Raw genomic sequence first — 15,577 nt, 5'->3', positions numbered from 1 at the left:
TTGTCAGTTCCAATTTAGTTTGATCTGTTTTTGGCTACATCAAGTTAGACGGCGAAGATAAGTTAAACCACTTTCGCCCCGTTATTTTTCACAGAAAAAAGCGGTTCAACACTCCTCAGCTGAGTTTAGGCGATTAAAACTAATGCAATCGCACAAAAATTCAGTCTTGTTTTTCACTAGATAGAGCTAAACGAAATATTGTAATTAACGGTTCTAAATCGAGTGATACCCCTGCAATATTTGCATCAATCCATTCTTGTTGAGTAATTTTAGGCCACTCGATGGTGTAGCCAAGGACAAATACGAGTTCTTCAAAGAAAAAACGTAAAGTTCGGCCATTACCTTCCCTAAAAGGATGTAACAAATTTAATTCGCAAAATAGACTGGCTAATTCTTGGATAAGATCAGGCAAAGCCAAATTGTCTAACGAAGGGATAATATCAAATAATTTTGAAGCTTCAGCTTCAATCCTAGAAACGGTACAGAATCGAGTGTAGCCTTTAGATATATCCACTTCTCGAACTTGGCCTGCCCATTCAAAAATATCTTGGAATAGATGGTGATGTAGACATTTGAGGTGATTGAAGTCTAAATGCTTGATTTCAGAAACATTACTTTTGTATGAAAGGTACCTATAACTCGTAAACTCAACTTCGGCTTTTTCAAGTTCATCCGAGTCAAGTATATTCAATCTGTTAATTAAAACATCAGAATTTGAGTAACAGTATTTGTCCTGATCAGCACCATATTTATCTCGCATACTTGCGTTTTAAATCTTCAATGGTTTGAACGTTCGATTTCTTATTTATCGTCATGCCTTCATAACCCAAACTGGTTTTGAAGTTCTTTAAGCTAGGGGTAAATGTAGCTTTTTGGCGCTTCGAATTTGAGACATTGGCCATATCAATGTTCCTCTTGTTGGTTGCATTAATTGTACATGACTAATCAGCTAATGTCATGAAGTAGCGATTTTCGCAAAGCCAAGTGAGCCGCGCAGCAGCATTCTATTCTAGTAATGTCACTGGCAAAGTTTTATCCAGAGGCTTCATTGACCTAAAGTTTTACCCGTGGCACTTGTCTCTCAAAGTGCCAGCTAGCTCAGAGCTGCCCCAAAAACGTCACAATCTGAATTTTAACACGTGGCATTTTCTAGCTCGAAAATGCCCCAAAACGTTCTAGAACCCATCTAGATCGTAATAGAACTAGCTAATGTGTAAAGCAAACACATTACTTTGAAAAAACTCCCGTCCGCACCCAAGTATACACATCTCCAAAAGTCATTACTTAGGGAGAGTTGTGATATTCTTATATATGAGCTAAGTTGTTGGTTACAAGTAACTTAAAAAAATCTGGGCTTAGTTTTTTCATGGATATCAAGGATGGTAATATGACTCCAAAGTCAATAATTTTATTTGGACTACTTTTTAGCTCTTTGAGCGTACAATCTGCCACTTATACGGTAACAACAAGTAGTGATCAAGGCATGGGCTCACTTCGAGATTTCATCGAAAAGGCCAATGCTAATCCTGGTTTAGATACTATCGAAATACCGGCTTCATATAATGCACAAGCACCTATCTCGCCTAATTTGGGTGAAGTCCCTTCAGGTCAAACCGACAACCGAATGACAATTACTGATGATATTATCATTCGAGGATTAGGCGATGATTATGTCCACATTAATGACCATCAACGCTGGGTTTCTGATACTGGCTCATTTAATACTGGTTATCCGAATGATCCTAACAATCTGATTCTAAGATCATCTGGTCTTTTATTTGACATCAATCCTCGAAATACCGCAGGGCGCCCCATTGATGTCACCATTGAAAATGTGTGGGCAGAACACATGTCAGGTTTTATCTTTTCCGATAACGCTAATGTAACACTCAATAACGTTATCCTATATAAGATAGTGCCTAGGCAAGGAGAGGCATCCATCATGTCTACTCAAGATGGCATTGTTACAATAAAAGATTCATTTATATTCGAAAATCTTGGCCCAAGATCAGCTCCTACCCTTATTTTTAATAGTGATGTTTTTATTGAAAATACGGCTTTTGAATCTAATGGACCATTGGTTGAAAGCACAGCCAGTCATGTTATTCAAGTTAGTCAAGATAGTTCAGGCAGCAGCACAACGGCAGTCATCAAAGATAGTATATTTAAAGGCTTATTTAATTCTACTTTTAGATTTAATGAAGCTGATGCACAAATTATAAATACTTTATTTGATGGAAGGGATGCTAATAGAGGTTGGCCAATCTATGTCAATAAAGGAAAATTGACGCTAACCAATAGTACGCTGTATTACCCGACTATTACTAAAAATGTAGACCCTGCTACTTACAAAGCGACCCATATAGAGTTAATCAATAGTGCTCAGCTTATAGCCAACAACAATCTACTCGTTATAATCGATGGTGCAAATAATGTTGGCTCTGCAATTTATCCAACTGATTGGGACGATACAACTATTTACCCATTATCAGAGAACAACAATAACTTTATTTCGACACCGGGTGTCGATGACACCCCTAATACTGGCCTGTCACTTGCAGGGTGCGTTACAACTAATTGTTTCGTTCCAAACACGCTTTCAATAGCGCTTGTTGATAAAGGCGACGACGCTAAAGCGCTATATGCCGATGGAAGCTCAATCACATCAGATTACCTCAAGCAAACCCGCCCACAGGGGGTGAGTATCGACATTGGCGCATTCGAAAAACATGAATCTCTTTATGCTCACCCAGATAGCTATGAGGTTGATCAAGATACTAAGTTGATTGTCTCTAGTCAAAATGGAGTGCTTAAAAATGATACCAATGAAAACTCAGCACCCGCTGCATTAGACCAAGATGCTTTGTATGGAAGTGTCACATTGCATGCTGACGGTAGTTTTGAGTATCAACCTGATGCTGATTATTATGGCAATGATGAATTTTATTATTCAATCAATACTAGCCAAGCAAAAGTATCAATAACAATTCTCTCCACAGGTTGGACTCTTATCCCTAACAATGCTGCGCCAGTTGCTAATAATGATAGCTACTCACTTTACGCAGACAGTATTGATACTATTGTTGCACCAGGTGTGTTGCTTAACGATACAGATGACGCGAATACACAAGCTCCTTTTTATGCCGATTTAACTGCGCGAATCTATAAACAACCAATGCATGGGTCGGTAACACTTAAGGAGACTGGTGAATTCATTTACACGCCTGACGCTGGTTTTATAGGCGATGATAGCTTTGAATATGATGTTACAGATATTGGAACAAGACATAGTTACCCTGCTACCGTTAATCTTCATATTCAAGCCGGTGTTCCTTATGGAGGGAAGGTTATCGCGGGAACCAGCAGTGGTGGTTCTATAGGGTTCTTAAGCACGCTGCTATTGACGATACTCGCACTGTTTAGACATCAAAAGTCACTTGCCGTTAAAGTGGTCGTCCCACTATTGTTAAGTGTTTCTCCTTTCGCTCATTCTGCAGAAGAGAATAACGGAATATATGTAACAGCTAATCCTGGGATTTCATGGTTAGAGCCAGATACTGACCACAACGCGTGGAGTCAGGAAAGTAACAGTCACTTTTCTTTCGGAAGTAGCTTAGGGTACCAATTTGATAATAACGCGAGTATCCAGTTTACTTATCGTTGGCTAAATAGTGTCGATTTGAAAGCAGAACATACGCAATATAATGATATGACGGTCGATTACCAACATTACAGCTTTAACTTTGTTTATCGAGTTACGCAGCTTTGGGGCGATAAATTCGCCCCGTACTTCAGTTTGGGCTTAGGTTATCTTGATGCAAGTTCGAACCACGCGGAAGATTTCGAGGTGGAGGATAATGTTCACCCCAACATAGGCGTCGGCGTGAATGTATTGGACTTTGGTCAAATTAAGTCAGATCTACAATGGCATCATTTAGCAGGTGATGTTGATACCCTCGAACTCGTGTTTTCTTATTACTTCAAGTAATTCAACTAAGAACAGTGCTTTTAGCTGTTCTTAGCCAGAGCTATCAGTTAGCACCTCTTCATACATAATTTAAGGGTATTACGGTTGCTCCCTGCGATGATTTGGAATTGTTCATCAATTGGGAGCACCCAGTATCTGACCTTTCCAATCAATACAATGCAATGAGTTAAGGGACTTTTACACTTGCATTTATTCATGACTCGCTAACTTAGCAAAGGCATTAACAAGCTTCTGTCCAGAGACGTGTTATGCCGCCATGCTTTGGGACAAGAGCGCCTTAGTGCGACTACTCTAAAACACTTCTGTCCAAAAACGTTTTGAAACTGGTCAATCTTAATGCGAGCACCAAACAATTCTGTCGTCCCTTAGCCTTGGCACTCGTAATACACCTCCTTTGTAACCTGTCACCTTATTCCTGATTTCATTCTACCGAACAAAAGCGCCTCACTCAGTGTGGGCGCTTTTTTGTTTTCCTTCACAAGGAGTTTTTCTATGTCTACGACTCGTGGTGGTCAAATCACTTTCCATAACATTCGAATGTGGTGGCAAGTGAACGTAACCACAATCAAGTACCTCAATATCTTCGCGGCCTTGCTCGGGCTTATCACTACTTACCTCCTCACCTCGGCCAGCACATTAACCGGTGCCTACTACTACAGTCTATTTTGGCTATTCAACAAATTAGGTTTTAGCCTAAAGCGCAACGTAGTGGTCGAATGGGAAGATCAACGCTACAGCAGCACCCTTGGCCAACAACTGCAAAACCCCATCTTGTCACAGTGCTACCAAGAATTGCTGCAAGCCCTGTTCATTGGCCTACTGGTCTCTGTGGCCACTTCCACCGTGCTGTTTGTGATTATCAACCACTGGTTTAAGAGAAAAGGGCAAGAGCAAAGCGAAGATAACCACATTCGCGGCTTTCAATTGGCTGAGCCTAAAGCCGTCACCGCAGAGCTGAAAAAGAAGAAAAAACTCTCTCCTTTTGCACTCGATGGTCACAAGCTTTTTGTTGATAGGTTTGAGGTCAAGCACTTAATGATTGACGGCACCACAGGCGCAGGTAAATCCGTTGCGATTCGCAAGTTATTGCGCTGGATACGGGCGCGAGGCGATAAAGCCATCATCTACGATAAAGGCTGCGATTTTGTCAGTAAATTCTATGACCCTCATAAAGACGTGATTTTAAATCCCTTCGATGAGCGTTGCGCTGCATGGGATATTTGGAGTGATGCCAAAGAAGCCCCTGACTTTGAATCGCTCGCGGCCGCGCTTATTCCGCAACACGGCGAAGGCGACCCGTTTTGGGTGGATTCCGCACGAACCATTTTCGCAGCAACCACCTATCAAATGATGATCGATGACAAACACAAATGTACCATTGAAAATTTGCTGCACATTATCTTAACGTCGGAGCTTTCCACGCTAGGTGAACACTTAAAAGACACCGAAGCTAGCTCCCTCGTCTCGAAAAGTATCGAGAAGACAGCTATCTCCATCAAATCGGTACTAGCGACTTACATTAAGTCATTACGTTACTTACATGGTTTGGATGAAAAAGACGCACAAGGCCACCATAAACGGGCGCCATTTTCGATCACAGATTGGGTGCAAGATGAATCCCAGCAAGGATTTTTATTCCTATCGAGTAACGCAAGACAACACACCGCACTCAGACCACTGATCTCGATGTGGCTTGCGATTGCCTCCAACGCCATTCTAGGAATGGAGCCCGATGACGACCGCCGAATTTGGGTGATCATCGATGAAATGCCTACGTTACATAAACTGCCTGAACTCACGCACATTATTTCTGAAGTGCGTAAATTTGGAGGATGTTATTTACTGGGTTTGCAATCTTACGCTCAATTAGAAACCACTTACGGGCGCAACGCGGCGAGAGTCATTTTTGATTTGCTCAACACGCGCTTTTTCTTCCGCGCCCCTTCAAAAGCGATGGCCACCATTTCCTCGGATGATCTTGGTGAGCAAGAAATCGATATCTCACGAGAAAATATTTCTTACGGGGCGAACGCACTGCGTGACGGTGTCTCACTTGGCCACCAAAACAAAACGCGTCCTGTGGTTTCTCCTGCCCAAATCCAAGGTTTGGATGATTTAGAGTGTTACTTACGCACCCCTAACTCCATGCTCATCACTAAGCTGCAACTGAAGTACGACCGCATGAGCAATCTCCAACCCTCCTTCATCAAACGCAACCTACCAGGCGGGAAAGCAATGGAGAGTATCGACCAAGCCTTGATTTTTCATGAGTTAATTGCTTTGCATGAACTCGATGAAACCCAAAGAAACCGATTACTCGCCATTCAGCAAAGTACCTATGAAAACGAAGAAGAGCAGCAGCAAACCAGAACCCATCAAAAACAAACCCTTGCCAAAGCACCGAAAAAGGAAAACCCGACCAATAACGCTGCCCAAAACCAACAGCTCGCTGAAAACACACAAAATGCACTACAGCGAGAAACCGAAGAGGCGTCCATGACACAAGCAGAAACGGGCGAGATGTACGATTAACCACACGAAATGAAACATCAAGGAACATTTAGAGACCGAACACAATCTTACCCTCCCCTGTAAAAACCCTTTACCACCCTTTCATTCACATCAACGCCGTCCGCTAACCCATTCGTACCACACCCAACTCACCGGCATTCCGCTGACGTGGCGGCTTTGCTGCGCCCCAAAAAAAGGAGAACACCTTATGATGTCCATTAGCCCTCTTAAATCCGCCTCTGGCGCCGCCAAGTATTACTTAAACGAAGAAAACACCCAAGAGACCCCTGACATTTCTCTCGAAAAAGACAGCAACGACAACTACTACCTCAAAGAAAACAGTACCAATGAAAACACCTTTTGGCATGGTCAGTTAGCCGAAGAAGCAGGCCTACTCGGTAAACCGGTTGACCAAAAAACGTTAGAGTCCGTTTTATCTGGACACCTAGGCCATGAAACCATCAAAGGCAAACGCGACGATCATAAATCGGGGTTTGACCTAACCTTTTCTGCGCCAAAATCGGTCAGTGTACTTGCTCTCGTCGGGGGTGACACACGTTTAATCGATGCGCATAACACGGCGGTCAAATTCGCGCTCTCGCAATTAGAAAAAGACGTAGCACAAGCCACGCACATCAATGACGAAGGCGCTCGTGAGTTCATCAATACCGAATCCATGGCCTTTGCGGTCGTGCGCCATAAAACCAGTCGTGAAAACGACCCACAACTCCATTCCCACGCTTTGACGGCAAACATGACGCGCGACAAAGAAGGGCAACTGCGTACACTCGCCTCTTCTCTCAAACAAAAAGGCGGCGTCATCAATGGAACAGGCGAGCGCATTTACCACTTCCAAAAGTACTACACCGCTCTTTACCAGAGTCAGCTTGCCAAAGAGAGCGAACAAATGGGTTATCAAATGCAAGGATTGGGTAACGGCCAATTTGAAGCCAAAGGCCTCCCTCAAATCCTCCTTGATACGTTTTCTACTCGCAAACAACAGCTCGACCAACAAGCCTTAGATTTTGGGGGGACGCAAGCGGCAAAAGATGTAGCCGCACTCGATACTCGCAAAGCCAAAACCTACGAAAGTGAGGCCGAGCTCAATACTCGCTGGCAACAAACGGTGTGCAACAAAGGCTATCAGCCCAAAGACTTGGTTAAAAACGCCCTCGGCATCGCTCAACAAGAGCATCACCCTGAACAAATCGCTAAAGACGCGTTTAGTCGCGCCGTTGAACACTTGGGGCAATACAACACGGCACTAAAACTGCAAAAGATCATAGAATTAGCCGCGGCCGAGTTTACCAAGGGCGGCGTACAAGCCAATGCAATCGACCTTAAAGTGGTCGCAGACCAATGGGTGAAAGACGGGGCGCTTCTCCCCCTTTCCATGAAAGGTCAATACACCACTCAAACCATGCTGAAAACCGAACAAGCGTTAATGACGGCCAGCAAAGGGCGTACGCACCATATGCGTACTCCCGTCAATGACGCTACGTTAGATAAACTGACCCTCACTCAAGGCAACTGCCAAAAGGTGGCGGACATTTACCAGTCCACCAAACAGTTTCATGTGGTCAATGTGTTTGGCAACAGTGAGCAAATCGCGCAAAACCTATTGAACGTCGGCAACCATGTCGGTAAACGTGTCCACTTAGTGTCACAAAACGCCAAAGACAAACACCGTCATAGCCAAACCATCCAACGTGAAAGTCATACGGTCGCAGCCTGGATAAAACACCGGTTTCAAGAAGAGCATCGTCACTCTGTCCATAGTTTGTTGCACTCCGACCTACCAATGACCAACAAAGATGTCCTTCTCGTCGACAGCGCCCACAAAATGAGCGCGAATGAGTTGATCGCTTTAAACGCAAAAGCTAAGGGATCGGGGAGCAAAGTCATCTTGCTGAACAACACGTCCAGTCGCCAAGGTTTTAAAGCCTATAACGCCATCGAGCTTTACCGCAAAGGCAACGTCGTCTCGCACTCTTGGGTAGACAGCAAACAGATAGACAGTAAGGTTGCCTTGCACGACAGTGATACGCGCACCCTCGCCAGAGCTTATACCTACTTATCAAACAAAGAAGACACACAAGTGCTGGCGACTTCTCACGTTGAACAACGACGATTGACGGACGCGATCCGGACCTCTCTACAGAACCAGGGTCAACTTGCCCGCAGCGGCATCACCTTGTTGACTCAGCAACCTCATTATTTGTCTAAACCCCAACAGGAGTTAGCGCAACACTACAAGCCGGGCATGACCCTTCGCCATTGGGAAGACGGAAAACCTCAAGAGTTAGTGGTTTCCACATCGGATAAGACAAACAATCGAGTCCATGTACTCAGCAAAACCGATGGAAAAGAATACACCCTCGATCCCGCTTCCACCGAGTTCAAAGCCCTCAACATGCAGGTCTTTAAACCTGAATCGTTGCAAGTTAACCAAGGTGAACGCCTCATAACCACCAGTAAGCACTTTCCATCTGGGTTGAACGCCAATGAACGTTACGTGGTCACAGGATTATCTAAAGAAACCCTGACGTTAACGGACACGCAAGGCGAATCGAAAACCATCCCCGCTGAAGCCCTGAAAGACGCACCACTAAAATACGACTATGTGCATTCCGCCAGTCATATCGAACCAAGGCCGCACACTCTCATTTCAGGCAAAGCCTTTACGCTCTCCAAAGCGCTCTTCCATGATCTGACCGAGAAAAGCGCGCGCATCGATGTGTTTACCGACAACCCCGATAAAGCCCAGGCCGCGCTTGAGAAAAGCGAAGTGAAGCTTTCTGCCATCGAGCGAGTGATGCACACTCAAAGCGTCAACGACCGCTACCTGACTGACACCACCGCCATCACCGTCAAAAGCGACATCCAGCAAGCCCTCACCCTCTTAAACAAAGAGCAAAATTCACCACTGCAAGAGAAAGCGTTGAACTTTGCCCTGAGTCATCTTTCTGAAAAAGAAGCGGCGTTTACACAAAAAGAGTTAGTCGTCGAAGCGATCCGTTACGCTTTTGAAGAGGCCAATCAACCGATAATCAAAGATCAAATTGAAACAGAGCTCGCCAAGCGCAGTGACACCCTCTCTGCCGAATACAGCGACGGCACACGCTGGACCACCCAAGCGGCGCTCGATACCGAAAAGCACATTTTGCGGAACATTGAGCAAGGGAAAAATCAACACAAGCCGTTTGCCACCCACAGACAAGTCAGAGATTATCTCGATGCACAGCCTCGCCTTACCCAAGGGCAAAAGGACGGCATCACCCTTATCTCAACGACCAAAGACAGTTTTGTGGCCGTGCAAGGTTTAGCGGGCACCGGTAAATCCACCCTACTCGAATCCAACATTGAATTGATTCAACACGCTAGCCAAGCCAGTAAACACTCACCTTCACAAATCATAGGTATTGCACCAACGCACGCCGCCGTCAGCGAACTGGAAAGCAAAGGGATACAAGCGCAAACGCTGGAAAGCTTACTGACCGACCTAAGACGTGGCATCACCTTACCAGAGGACTACAAAAACACGCTGTTCTTCCTCGATGAAAGCTCCATGGTCAGCAACCAACAAGCCAAAGAGCTCACCGACCTTGTATTACAAAGCGGCTCCAAAGCCACCTTACTTGGGGATAAAGAGCAGCTGCTTTCTCTTAATGCCGGTAAACCGTTTGAATTGAGCATGAGACAAGGACTCATCGATACGGCTTTTATGACCGACATCATTCGTCAGAAGAATGAAATACTGCTTGGTGCCGTACACAACATTGTGGATAAGCAGCCACACAGCGCCCTCGATAAACTCTCTCAGCAAAGCCCTGATACACACGGTAGCACGCAACATATTATCTCCACCCTCGATGAGAGTGCGAAAGACCAAAGCAAAGCACAGCTTATTGCCACCGAAAAGCTGCCTTACGCTGTAGCACAGGACTACCTTGCCCGTACGCCCGAAACGCGAGAAAACACGCTTATCATTGCTTACACGAATAATGAGCGTGACCACATCACTGAGCACATTCGTGTCGGACTGATGAAAACACAAGAGATAGGCCAAGAGAACATCATCACCACCCGATTGCGCTCTACAGGTGATAGCAAAGAAGAGTTAGCCACCATGATGCCTTATCAGAAAGGGCTCATTTTAAGCACCAAGCAAGGAGAGTACGACATCATTACCCACATTGATTCGGAGCACGGAGTGGTGACACTTCAAGACGTGAATACAGGTAAGACAAAACCGTTTTTGCCACGCAACAAAGACCACAAATACACGTCACTCTTCGCTCAATCAGAAAAGCCGCTTTCAACCGGTGATAAAATCATGACCCGCTTTACCGACAAAGCGCGAGGCATTAAAGCCAATGTGGAATACACCATCAGCCGTGCCACCAAGGAAGAAATCACCGCGCTTTCGAAAGAAGGGCAAACGTTAAACCTCAATCCAAACCAACTCAAAGATGGGCATTGGGATTACGCTTACACCAGAACTGCGGACATGGCGCAAGGAGCGACGTATCAGTACGTCATTACCACTCTCAAAGGCAAAGGCGCACTGACGAACTTAAGACGCGCTTACATCGATTTGAGCCGAGCGAGCACTCATGTCAAACTTTTTACCGATAACCCAAAACAGATGATGAAGAGCTGGTTATCAAAAGAGGTCAATAAACACAGTGCCATTGAAACCATCGAAAACATTGCACCACACAGTACCCCTTACTTTAATGACAAAGCTCTGCCTCATGAAGACGTACGTTATCAAAATAGAAACGGAGATTTTGACTACAACCAATTTAAAGAACACATCAACCAAGCGCTCCCTAAATACACCGAAAGCTTAGCCATCAACCTATTGGGACAACCGAACCCATCTAAATCAGACCGTGACTATTTAACCTTTGGTATCGGTAAATCGGCTCTAAAAGTGTCATTAACGGGGGAATATCGAGGGTATTTTAAAGACTATACCACCGGTGAAAAAGGCTCATTAATCAATTTGATGATGAGTCATAAGGAAATAAATTATAAGGAGGCAATGAAAGAAGCCCACAACATCCTTAATGATCCTAATAAATACCAACTCACCGCCAACCCTAAACATGAACAATTACTGACTACTACGCCAAAACACATGGCACAATTTGAAGAGAGAGCGAAAGAATATATACAAACCAGTCAGCCACTCACAGGCACATTAGCCGAAACTTACCTCAATAAATTAGGTATTGAACACCCTAAGAGTGACCATGTTCATTTTCATCAAGCAGTGTACTCCTCGGAGGACCAGACATTTCACTCGGCAATGATAACTAACATTCACGATAAAAAAGGAGAAACAAAAGCGATTGAAGTGACTTATTTAGACGGGCAAGGAAATAAAGATCCGGCACTCGATATCAACCCAAGGATATTAGGCACGAAATCCAAACAAATAACGCGATTCCATCAAGGCAGTGATTTGCACACCACCATCATCAGTACCTCAATCGAGAATGCTTTTATTATTAATCAAGCGCATCAAGGCCAATACGACATTATCAATGTCAATCATAAGAATGACATTCAGAATATCTCCACCGATGAACTCAGACAGAACATTGTGATTGTACTGAGTCAAGGAAATACTGATTTAAATCCCAACAACGTTGAAAAAATCATGGCCAACTTTTCAGGGAGAAATATTCAGTTTGTTTCACCTGACGATATGCTTGAGGAAATTAAACAGGGTATTGAACAATACCATCAACAAACGCATCAACAAAAAGAGGAATTCGACACACCCACTCAAGACCATGATTCATTAACCAACGAGCCGGACACTGATATTAATCAACACACAAAAGAAATCAAAGATAAAGAGCTTGAACACTTCGACAGCAAAGAACCCTCCCCTCAAAAAACGTTTGATTTTAATCAGGAGCGTGACAACAACAATGACCAAGATAATAAACTAGATAGAGAGTTAGAGCGGTAGAAAAAGGGGTGTCCAATGGACTACCCTTTTTTTTTGCCTGCCAGAAACTCATCGACTTTATTATCGATATCAGATTTCACCTGTTGCCTAAAGGGTTTGGATTCTTTTTGTTGTCGGAATAATTTTTCACCATCAAAGGTTTGTCCATGAACCACATCAGTGATCGCAGATGAGCCACGAACGACACGATAAATCTCTTCCATCAACGCACGGTTCGATGGACTATCATCCTCACTGTCATTGAGTTTGATGCGCAGTGCCAACATCAAAAGTTGGCGTGTGGCCTCTGCATCACTTAATGCTTCCTTATCCCTAAACGTCTTAAAATCTTGCGCTAACTTTCCACGTAAAGAACTTTGTAGCGGATAAGAACGTGTCATATTGCCCTCCTCAATCCCAATTAAAAGCATTGTTATTCAAATGAAATTTCAATCAATTAATTTTATAAAAGACCCTTCAAGCATTGTCAATAAAGGGCTCAATCAACATTCAATGATTTCCAATTAAAGGACCTTGAAAACGCTCTCATCGCTTTACCTATAAGGGATCAATTAATAATCATTGAAAAAATATATTTATCCATTGAAATTTAATCGGCTAATTAGTGTAATTTCTGAAATTTTTTCCACGTTACTTTAAGCGACTATTATATCTTTAACTTTTTGTTTTTATTATCTTTATGTTTTTCACAGACAACCATTTGCATTGATTTCAATGCGCCGTAGGGTGTGGATGATTCCCAAGCGGTAACAATGACCTCCAATGAGTCTGCATCTAGTTTGTTTTCTTGGGGGGTGTTTTAGGAACGTCGAGCTCAAAAGCCGAACCGTTGGCGATTGAATCTAGGGTGATTGAGACCATTAGGGAAGGAATGTAAAACGGAAAAAGAAGATCGTGACACAACTATCTATGCACCGTCATGGTGCAAGAAAGGTTATTTTAATGGCGACTGATAATAGACTTTTTGAACTTTTTTGATGTATATTTTTCTAGCGCTTTCGGTACGTTTAAGAAATCCTGCATTATAAGCGCCTACGCTATTCCAGTTATAACCATGGCTGGCAAAGTTAGAGCTTAATACCCACGCACCTAATGAAACATTAAAACAAGGTTCGTAGACATTGGTTTCATTGACATTAAATTCAACCAGTCGAGGAAACCAACTAGAGTTAATTTGCATGAGTCCAAAATCACGACTGGTTACTTGACCTTTTTTATTTTTGTTTTCGTTATAAGCATTAGGATCAAGACTGCTTTCAACTTGTGCTATCGATCGCAGCAAATCTGGATCAACATTATAATGTTGTCCTGCTTCATCAAAACAAAACGAATACCCGACACTTGGAAAGACCGACAAAAATAAGATTAGTTTTTTCATAAGCTAAAAAATGGAGTCCAAAGGAACTCCATTATATCGCGTGAATTGACGTCATCAATATTCATTAGGGAGTAAAATCGTAGTGCAACTACGATCACGCTCGGTAATTATCCAGACTTGTTCATTACAAATGGTGTAACTGGATAAAACCCGCTCGCCTGTCTTGGTGGCTTCGTCATTGGTAAGTTTATCTTCAACACAGATGTTTCCCCAATCACCATTTTGGTGACGATGTAAGTAAATCGGTAAATTCACACCAATATTGTTATTTAGCAGTTCAGCAATGCCTTGTGTACAAACAACTTTGCCAAGATCAAACTGCACAGCCGTACAAACATAATTTTTTTCTTTTGTTTCTTCGTTACCTGATGTAAAATTTTTAATGTTCATTTTATTTACCCCTGTATTTAAATTGAATTTGCCTTGATATTTGATACAGCAAATATCAAGGCGCTTTACTTTTAGCGTTTAATAAACGTCTTCCGTTTTACGAATGTGATTAAACACCTCATACACTTCATCGTAAGAAATGCCATACTCTTCGAGCTTTTCGACACAATCACAAATGTCATTGGTATAGAAACACTCGTGATTGAATAGCTCACGGCGAATGATCGCTTTTTTACCATTCTCTTCGATGTCTTCGGCGATCCCTTCTTGAGCAATAGAATCTAAACGGGTCATTAATTGCTTCGCATTATCAACAGGGCAAATTAAACCCATACCTAACGACGCATATTTCACGCCCTCTTTTTTTGCTCCATCGAACTGCTTATTAGAAAAAGCAAAGAACGCCCCCGCCTCATTAAATGCTTGCGTTTGTTTGGCTTGAATATAGTGAGAGAGATATTTCATGACTTACTCCTGACGTTAATACAAAAATATCCCAGTAATTAAAACGGGCAACGGTGAAACGAAAAGAGGGCTCTCGAAGGGGTTGATACATCCTTCACAATAAAATTGTCAGTTAAGTCCCCTATTTTAAAGTGGTGTAAGATACTCTTCTCAACCTCAGCCAGAGTGGATGGGTAGAACTTAGAATCACGCAAAGTAAATCCTGCAATTTTGAGTTCAGCTAAGGCAATGTCGCTACACGGCGTAAGAGAAAAGCCGTGCTCTTCTCCCTCTGTACGCTGAGGAATACGCAGTAAAGAGATATCATTTTTTGGTGAGCTTTCGTGCCCAGCGGCGAAACGCTGGTCGCTAAGCGTCAATGTAGAGAGAGTTGGGGTTGAGTTTTGTTGTGCCATGACAAGTTTCCTTTCTGTTTGAGTATCACTTTTATGGAGCCGCTTGGCTGTCCAGATCTCAAACAGGGTTCTTCTCTGCAGGGGCGCGAAGCGTTTATTAACCCTTGCAGAGAAGGTTCTGATTGAAGATGGTGAACAGTCTGCGAGCGCCATCCAATGATGCGAGTCGAAAGGAAAATCGGCACATAAGAAAACAAGCCCTTACTCGAACTTAATTGAAGCCAGTGAAAGGCAATAAGGAGGCACGACGAAGCGCAGCTACGCAGTAGCGGAGGCGTTGGGTGATTGTTCGCAGTAACTTAATGTCACATCGAGCTTGCTCGATAACAGTGCCATAAGTTATCGCGAGAGGAGTGAAGCGACGGAATGAGCCGACCGAAGGGAGAACGCCCAATATTTAAGTTTAATACGTACTTTATAGATTGATTGGCGTTAGAAAAAGAACCGTCCGTACTCAATCT

General features: G+C 43.4%; 10 protein-coding genes. 3 read left to right on the top strand and 7 right to left on the bottom strand.

The annotated features are described in order from the left end of the window. Nucleotides 1–160: 160 nt before the first annotated feature. A complete protein-coding gene (locus tag AB4486_RS09405; RefSeq protein WP_102257488.1) occupies nucleotides 161–760 on the bottom strand; it encodes a Fic family protein in 600 nt (199 codons plus the stop codon). Further along, nucleotides 750–902 carry a hypothetical protein gene (locus tag AB4486_RS09400; protein WP_165901749.1) on the bottom strand — a complete coding sequence of 51 codons (153 nt, stop codon included), beginning with the start codon at nucleotides 900–902 and terminating at the stop codon, nucleotides 750–752. The genes AB4486_RS09405 and AB4486_RS09400 overlap by 11 nt, the downstream gene beginning before the upstream one ends. A gap of 485 nt (nucleotides 903–1,387) precedes the next feature. On the opposite strand from AB4486_RS09400, the gene AB4486_RS09395 reads away from it, so the two are divergent. From AB4486_RS09395 to traI, 3 genes are all read left to right on the top strand, one after another. Next, nucleotides 1,388–3,988, top strand: a complete 2,601-nt coding sequence (locus AB4486_RS09395; RefSeq protein ID WP_136977984.1) for an Ig-like domain-containing protein — start codon at nucleotides 1,388–1,390, stop codon at nucleotides 3,986–3,988. Nucleotides 3,989–4,480: 492 nt separating this feature from the next. Further along, on the top strand, nucleotides 4,481–6,520 hold the full coding sequence (gene traD / locus AB4486_RS09390; protein WP_016800260.1) for a type IV conjugative transfer system coupling protein TraD: 2,040 nt from the start codon (nucleotides 4,481–4,483) through the stop codon (nucleotides 6,518–6,520). A 187-nt stretch (nucleotides 6,521–6,707) separates the two neighbouring features. Further along, nucleotides 6,708–12,488 (top strand): conjugative transfer relaxase/helicase TraI, encoded by a 5,781-nt coding sequence (gene traI / locus AB4486_RS09385; protein WP_136977985.1) that lies wholly within the window; start codon nucleotides 6,708–6,710, stop codon nucleotides 12,486–12,488. A gap of 20 nt (nucleotides 12,489–12,508) precedes the next feature. On the opposite strand, the gene AB4486_RS09380 is transcribed toward traI, so the two are convergent. The 5 genes from AB4486_RS09380 to AB4486_RS09360 all read right to left on the bottom strand — a co-directional run bounded on the left by AB4486_RS09380 (nucleotide 12,509) and on the right by AB4486_RS09360 (nucleotide 15,116). Beyond that, nucleotides 12,509–12,868 (bottom strand): hypothetical protein, encoded by a 360-nt coding sequence (locus tag AB4486_RS09380; RefSeq protein WP_016800258.1) that lies wholly within the window; start codon nucleotides 12,866–12,868, stop codon nucleotides 12,509–12,511. Between the two features lie 554 nt (nucleotides 12,869–13,422). Next, complete coding sequence (locus AB4486_RS09375; protein WP_372029501.1) at nucleotides 13,423–13,866, bottom strand: lytic transglycosylase domain-containing protein; 444 nt, start codon at nucleotides 13,864–13,866, stop codon at nucleotides 13,423–13,425. A 54-nt stretch (nucleotides 13,867–13,920) separates the two neighbouring features. Next, on the bottom strand, nucleotides 13,921–14,256 hold the full coding sequence (locus AB4486_RS09370; protein ID WP_136977987.1) for a type I restriction endonuclease subunit M: 336 nt from the start codon (nucleotides 14,254–14,256) through the stop codon (nucleotides 13,921–13,923). Nucleotides 14,257–14,334: 78 nt separating this feature from the next. After that, complete coding sequence (locus AB4486_RS09365; protein WP_016800255.1) at nucleotides 14,335–14,721, bottom strand: hypothetical protein; 387 nt, start codon at nucleotides 14,719–14,721, stop codon at nucleotides 14,335–14,337. A gap of 38 nt (nucleotides 14,722–14,759) precedes the next feature. Beyond that, complete coding sequence (locus tag AB4486_RS09360; protein ID WP_372117013.1) at nucleotides 14,760–15,116, bottom strand: hypothetical protein; 357 nt, start codon at nucleotides 15,114–15,116, stop codon at nucleotides 14,760–14,762. Nucleotides 15,117–15,577 lie beyond the last annotated feature (461 nt).

Origin of the sequence: Vibrio sp. 10N.222.55.C6 (assembly GCF_041473395.1) — a bacterium.
In the GTDB taxonomy this organism is placed as follows: Bacteria; Pseudomonadota; Gammaproteobacteria; order Enterobacterales; family Vibrionaceae; genus Vibrio; species Vibrio crassostreae_C.
Note: the sequence above shows the minus strand (reverse complement) of the source record. Positions and strands in the feature narration are given on the sequence as shown.

What these genes read in the sequence shown, in the direction of transcription:
- AB4486_RS09405 (WP_102257488.1), bottom strand. Translation starts at nt 760, where the DNA reads ATGCGAGATAAATATGGTGCTGATCAGGACAAATACTGTTACTCAAAT.
- AB4486_RS09400 (WP_165901749.1), bottom strand. Translation starts at nt 902, where the DNA reads ATGGCCAATGTCTCAAATTCGAAGCGCCAAAAAGCTACATTTACCCCT.
- AB4486_RS09395 (WP_136977984.1), top strand. Translation starts at nt 1,388, where the DNA reads ATGACTCCAAAGTCAATAATTTTATTTGGACTACTTTTTAGCTCTTTG.
- traD (WP_016800260.1), top strand. Translation starts at nt 4,481, where the DNA reads ATGTCTACGACTCGTGGTGGTCAAATCACTTTCCATAACATTCGAATG.
- traI (WP_136977985.1), top strand. Translation starts at nt 6,708, where the DNA reads ATGATGTCCATTAGCCCTCTTAAATCCGCCTCTGGCGCCGCCAAGTAT.
- AB4486_RS09380 (WP_016800258.1), bottom strand. Translation starts at nt 12,868, where the DNA reads ATGACACGTTCTTATCCGCTACAAAGTTCTTTACGTGGAAAGTTAGCG.
- AB4486_RS09375 (WP_372029501.1), bottom strand. Translation starts at nt 13,866, where the DNA reads ATGAAAAAACTAATCTTATTTTTGTCGGTCTTTCCAAGTGTCGGGTAT.
- AB4486_RS09370 (WP_136977987.1), bottom strand. Translation starts at nt 14,256, where the DNA reads ATGAACATTAAAAATTTTACATCAGGTAACGAAGAAACAAAAGAAAAA.
- AB4486_RS09365 (WP_016800255.1), bottom strand. Translation starts at nt 14,721, where the DNA reads ATGAAATATCTCTCTCACTATATTCAAGCCAAACAAACGCAAGCATTT.
- AB4486_RS09360 (WP_372117013.1), bottom strand. Translation starts at nt 15,116, where the DNA reads ATGGCACAACAAAACTCAACCCCAACTCTCTCTACATTGACGCTTAGC.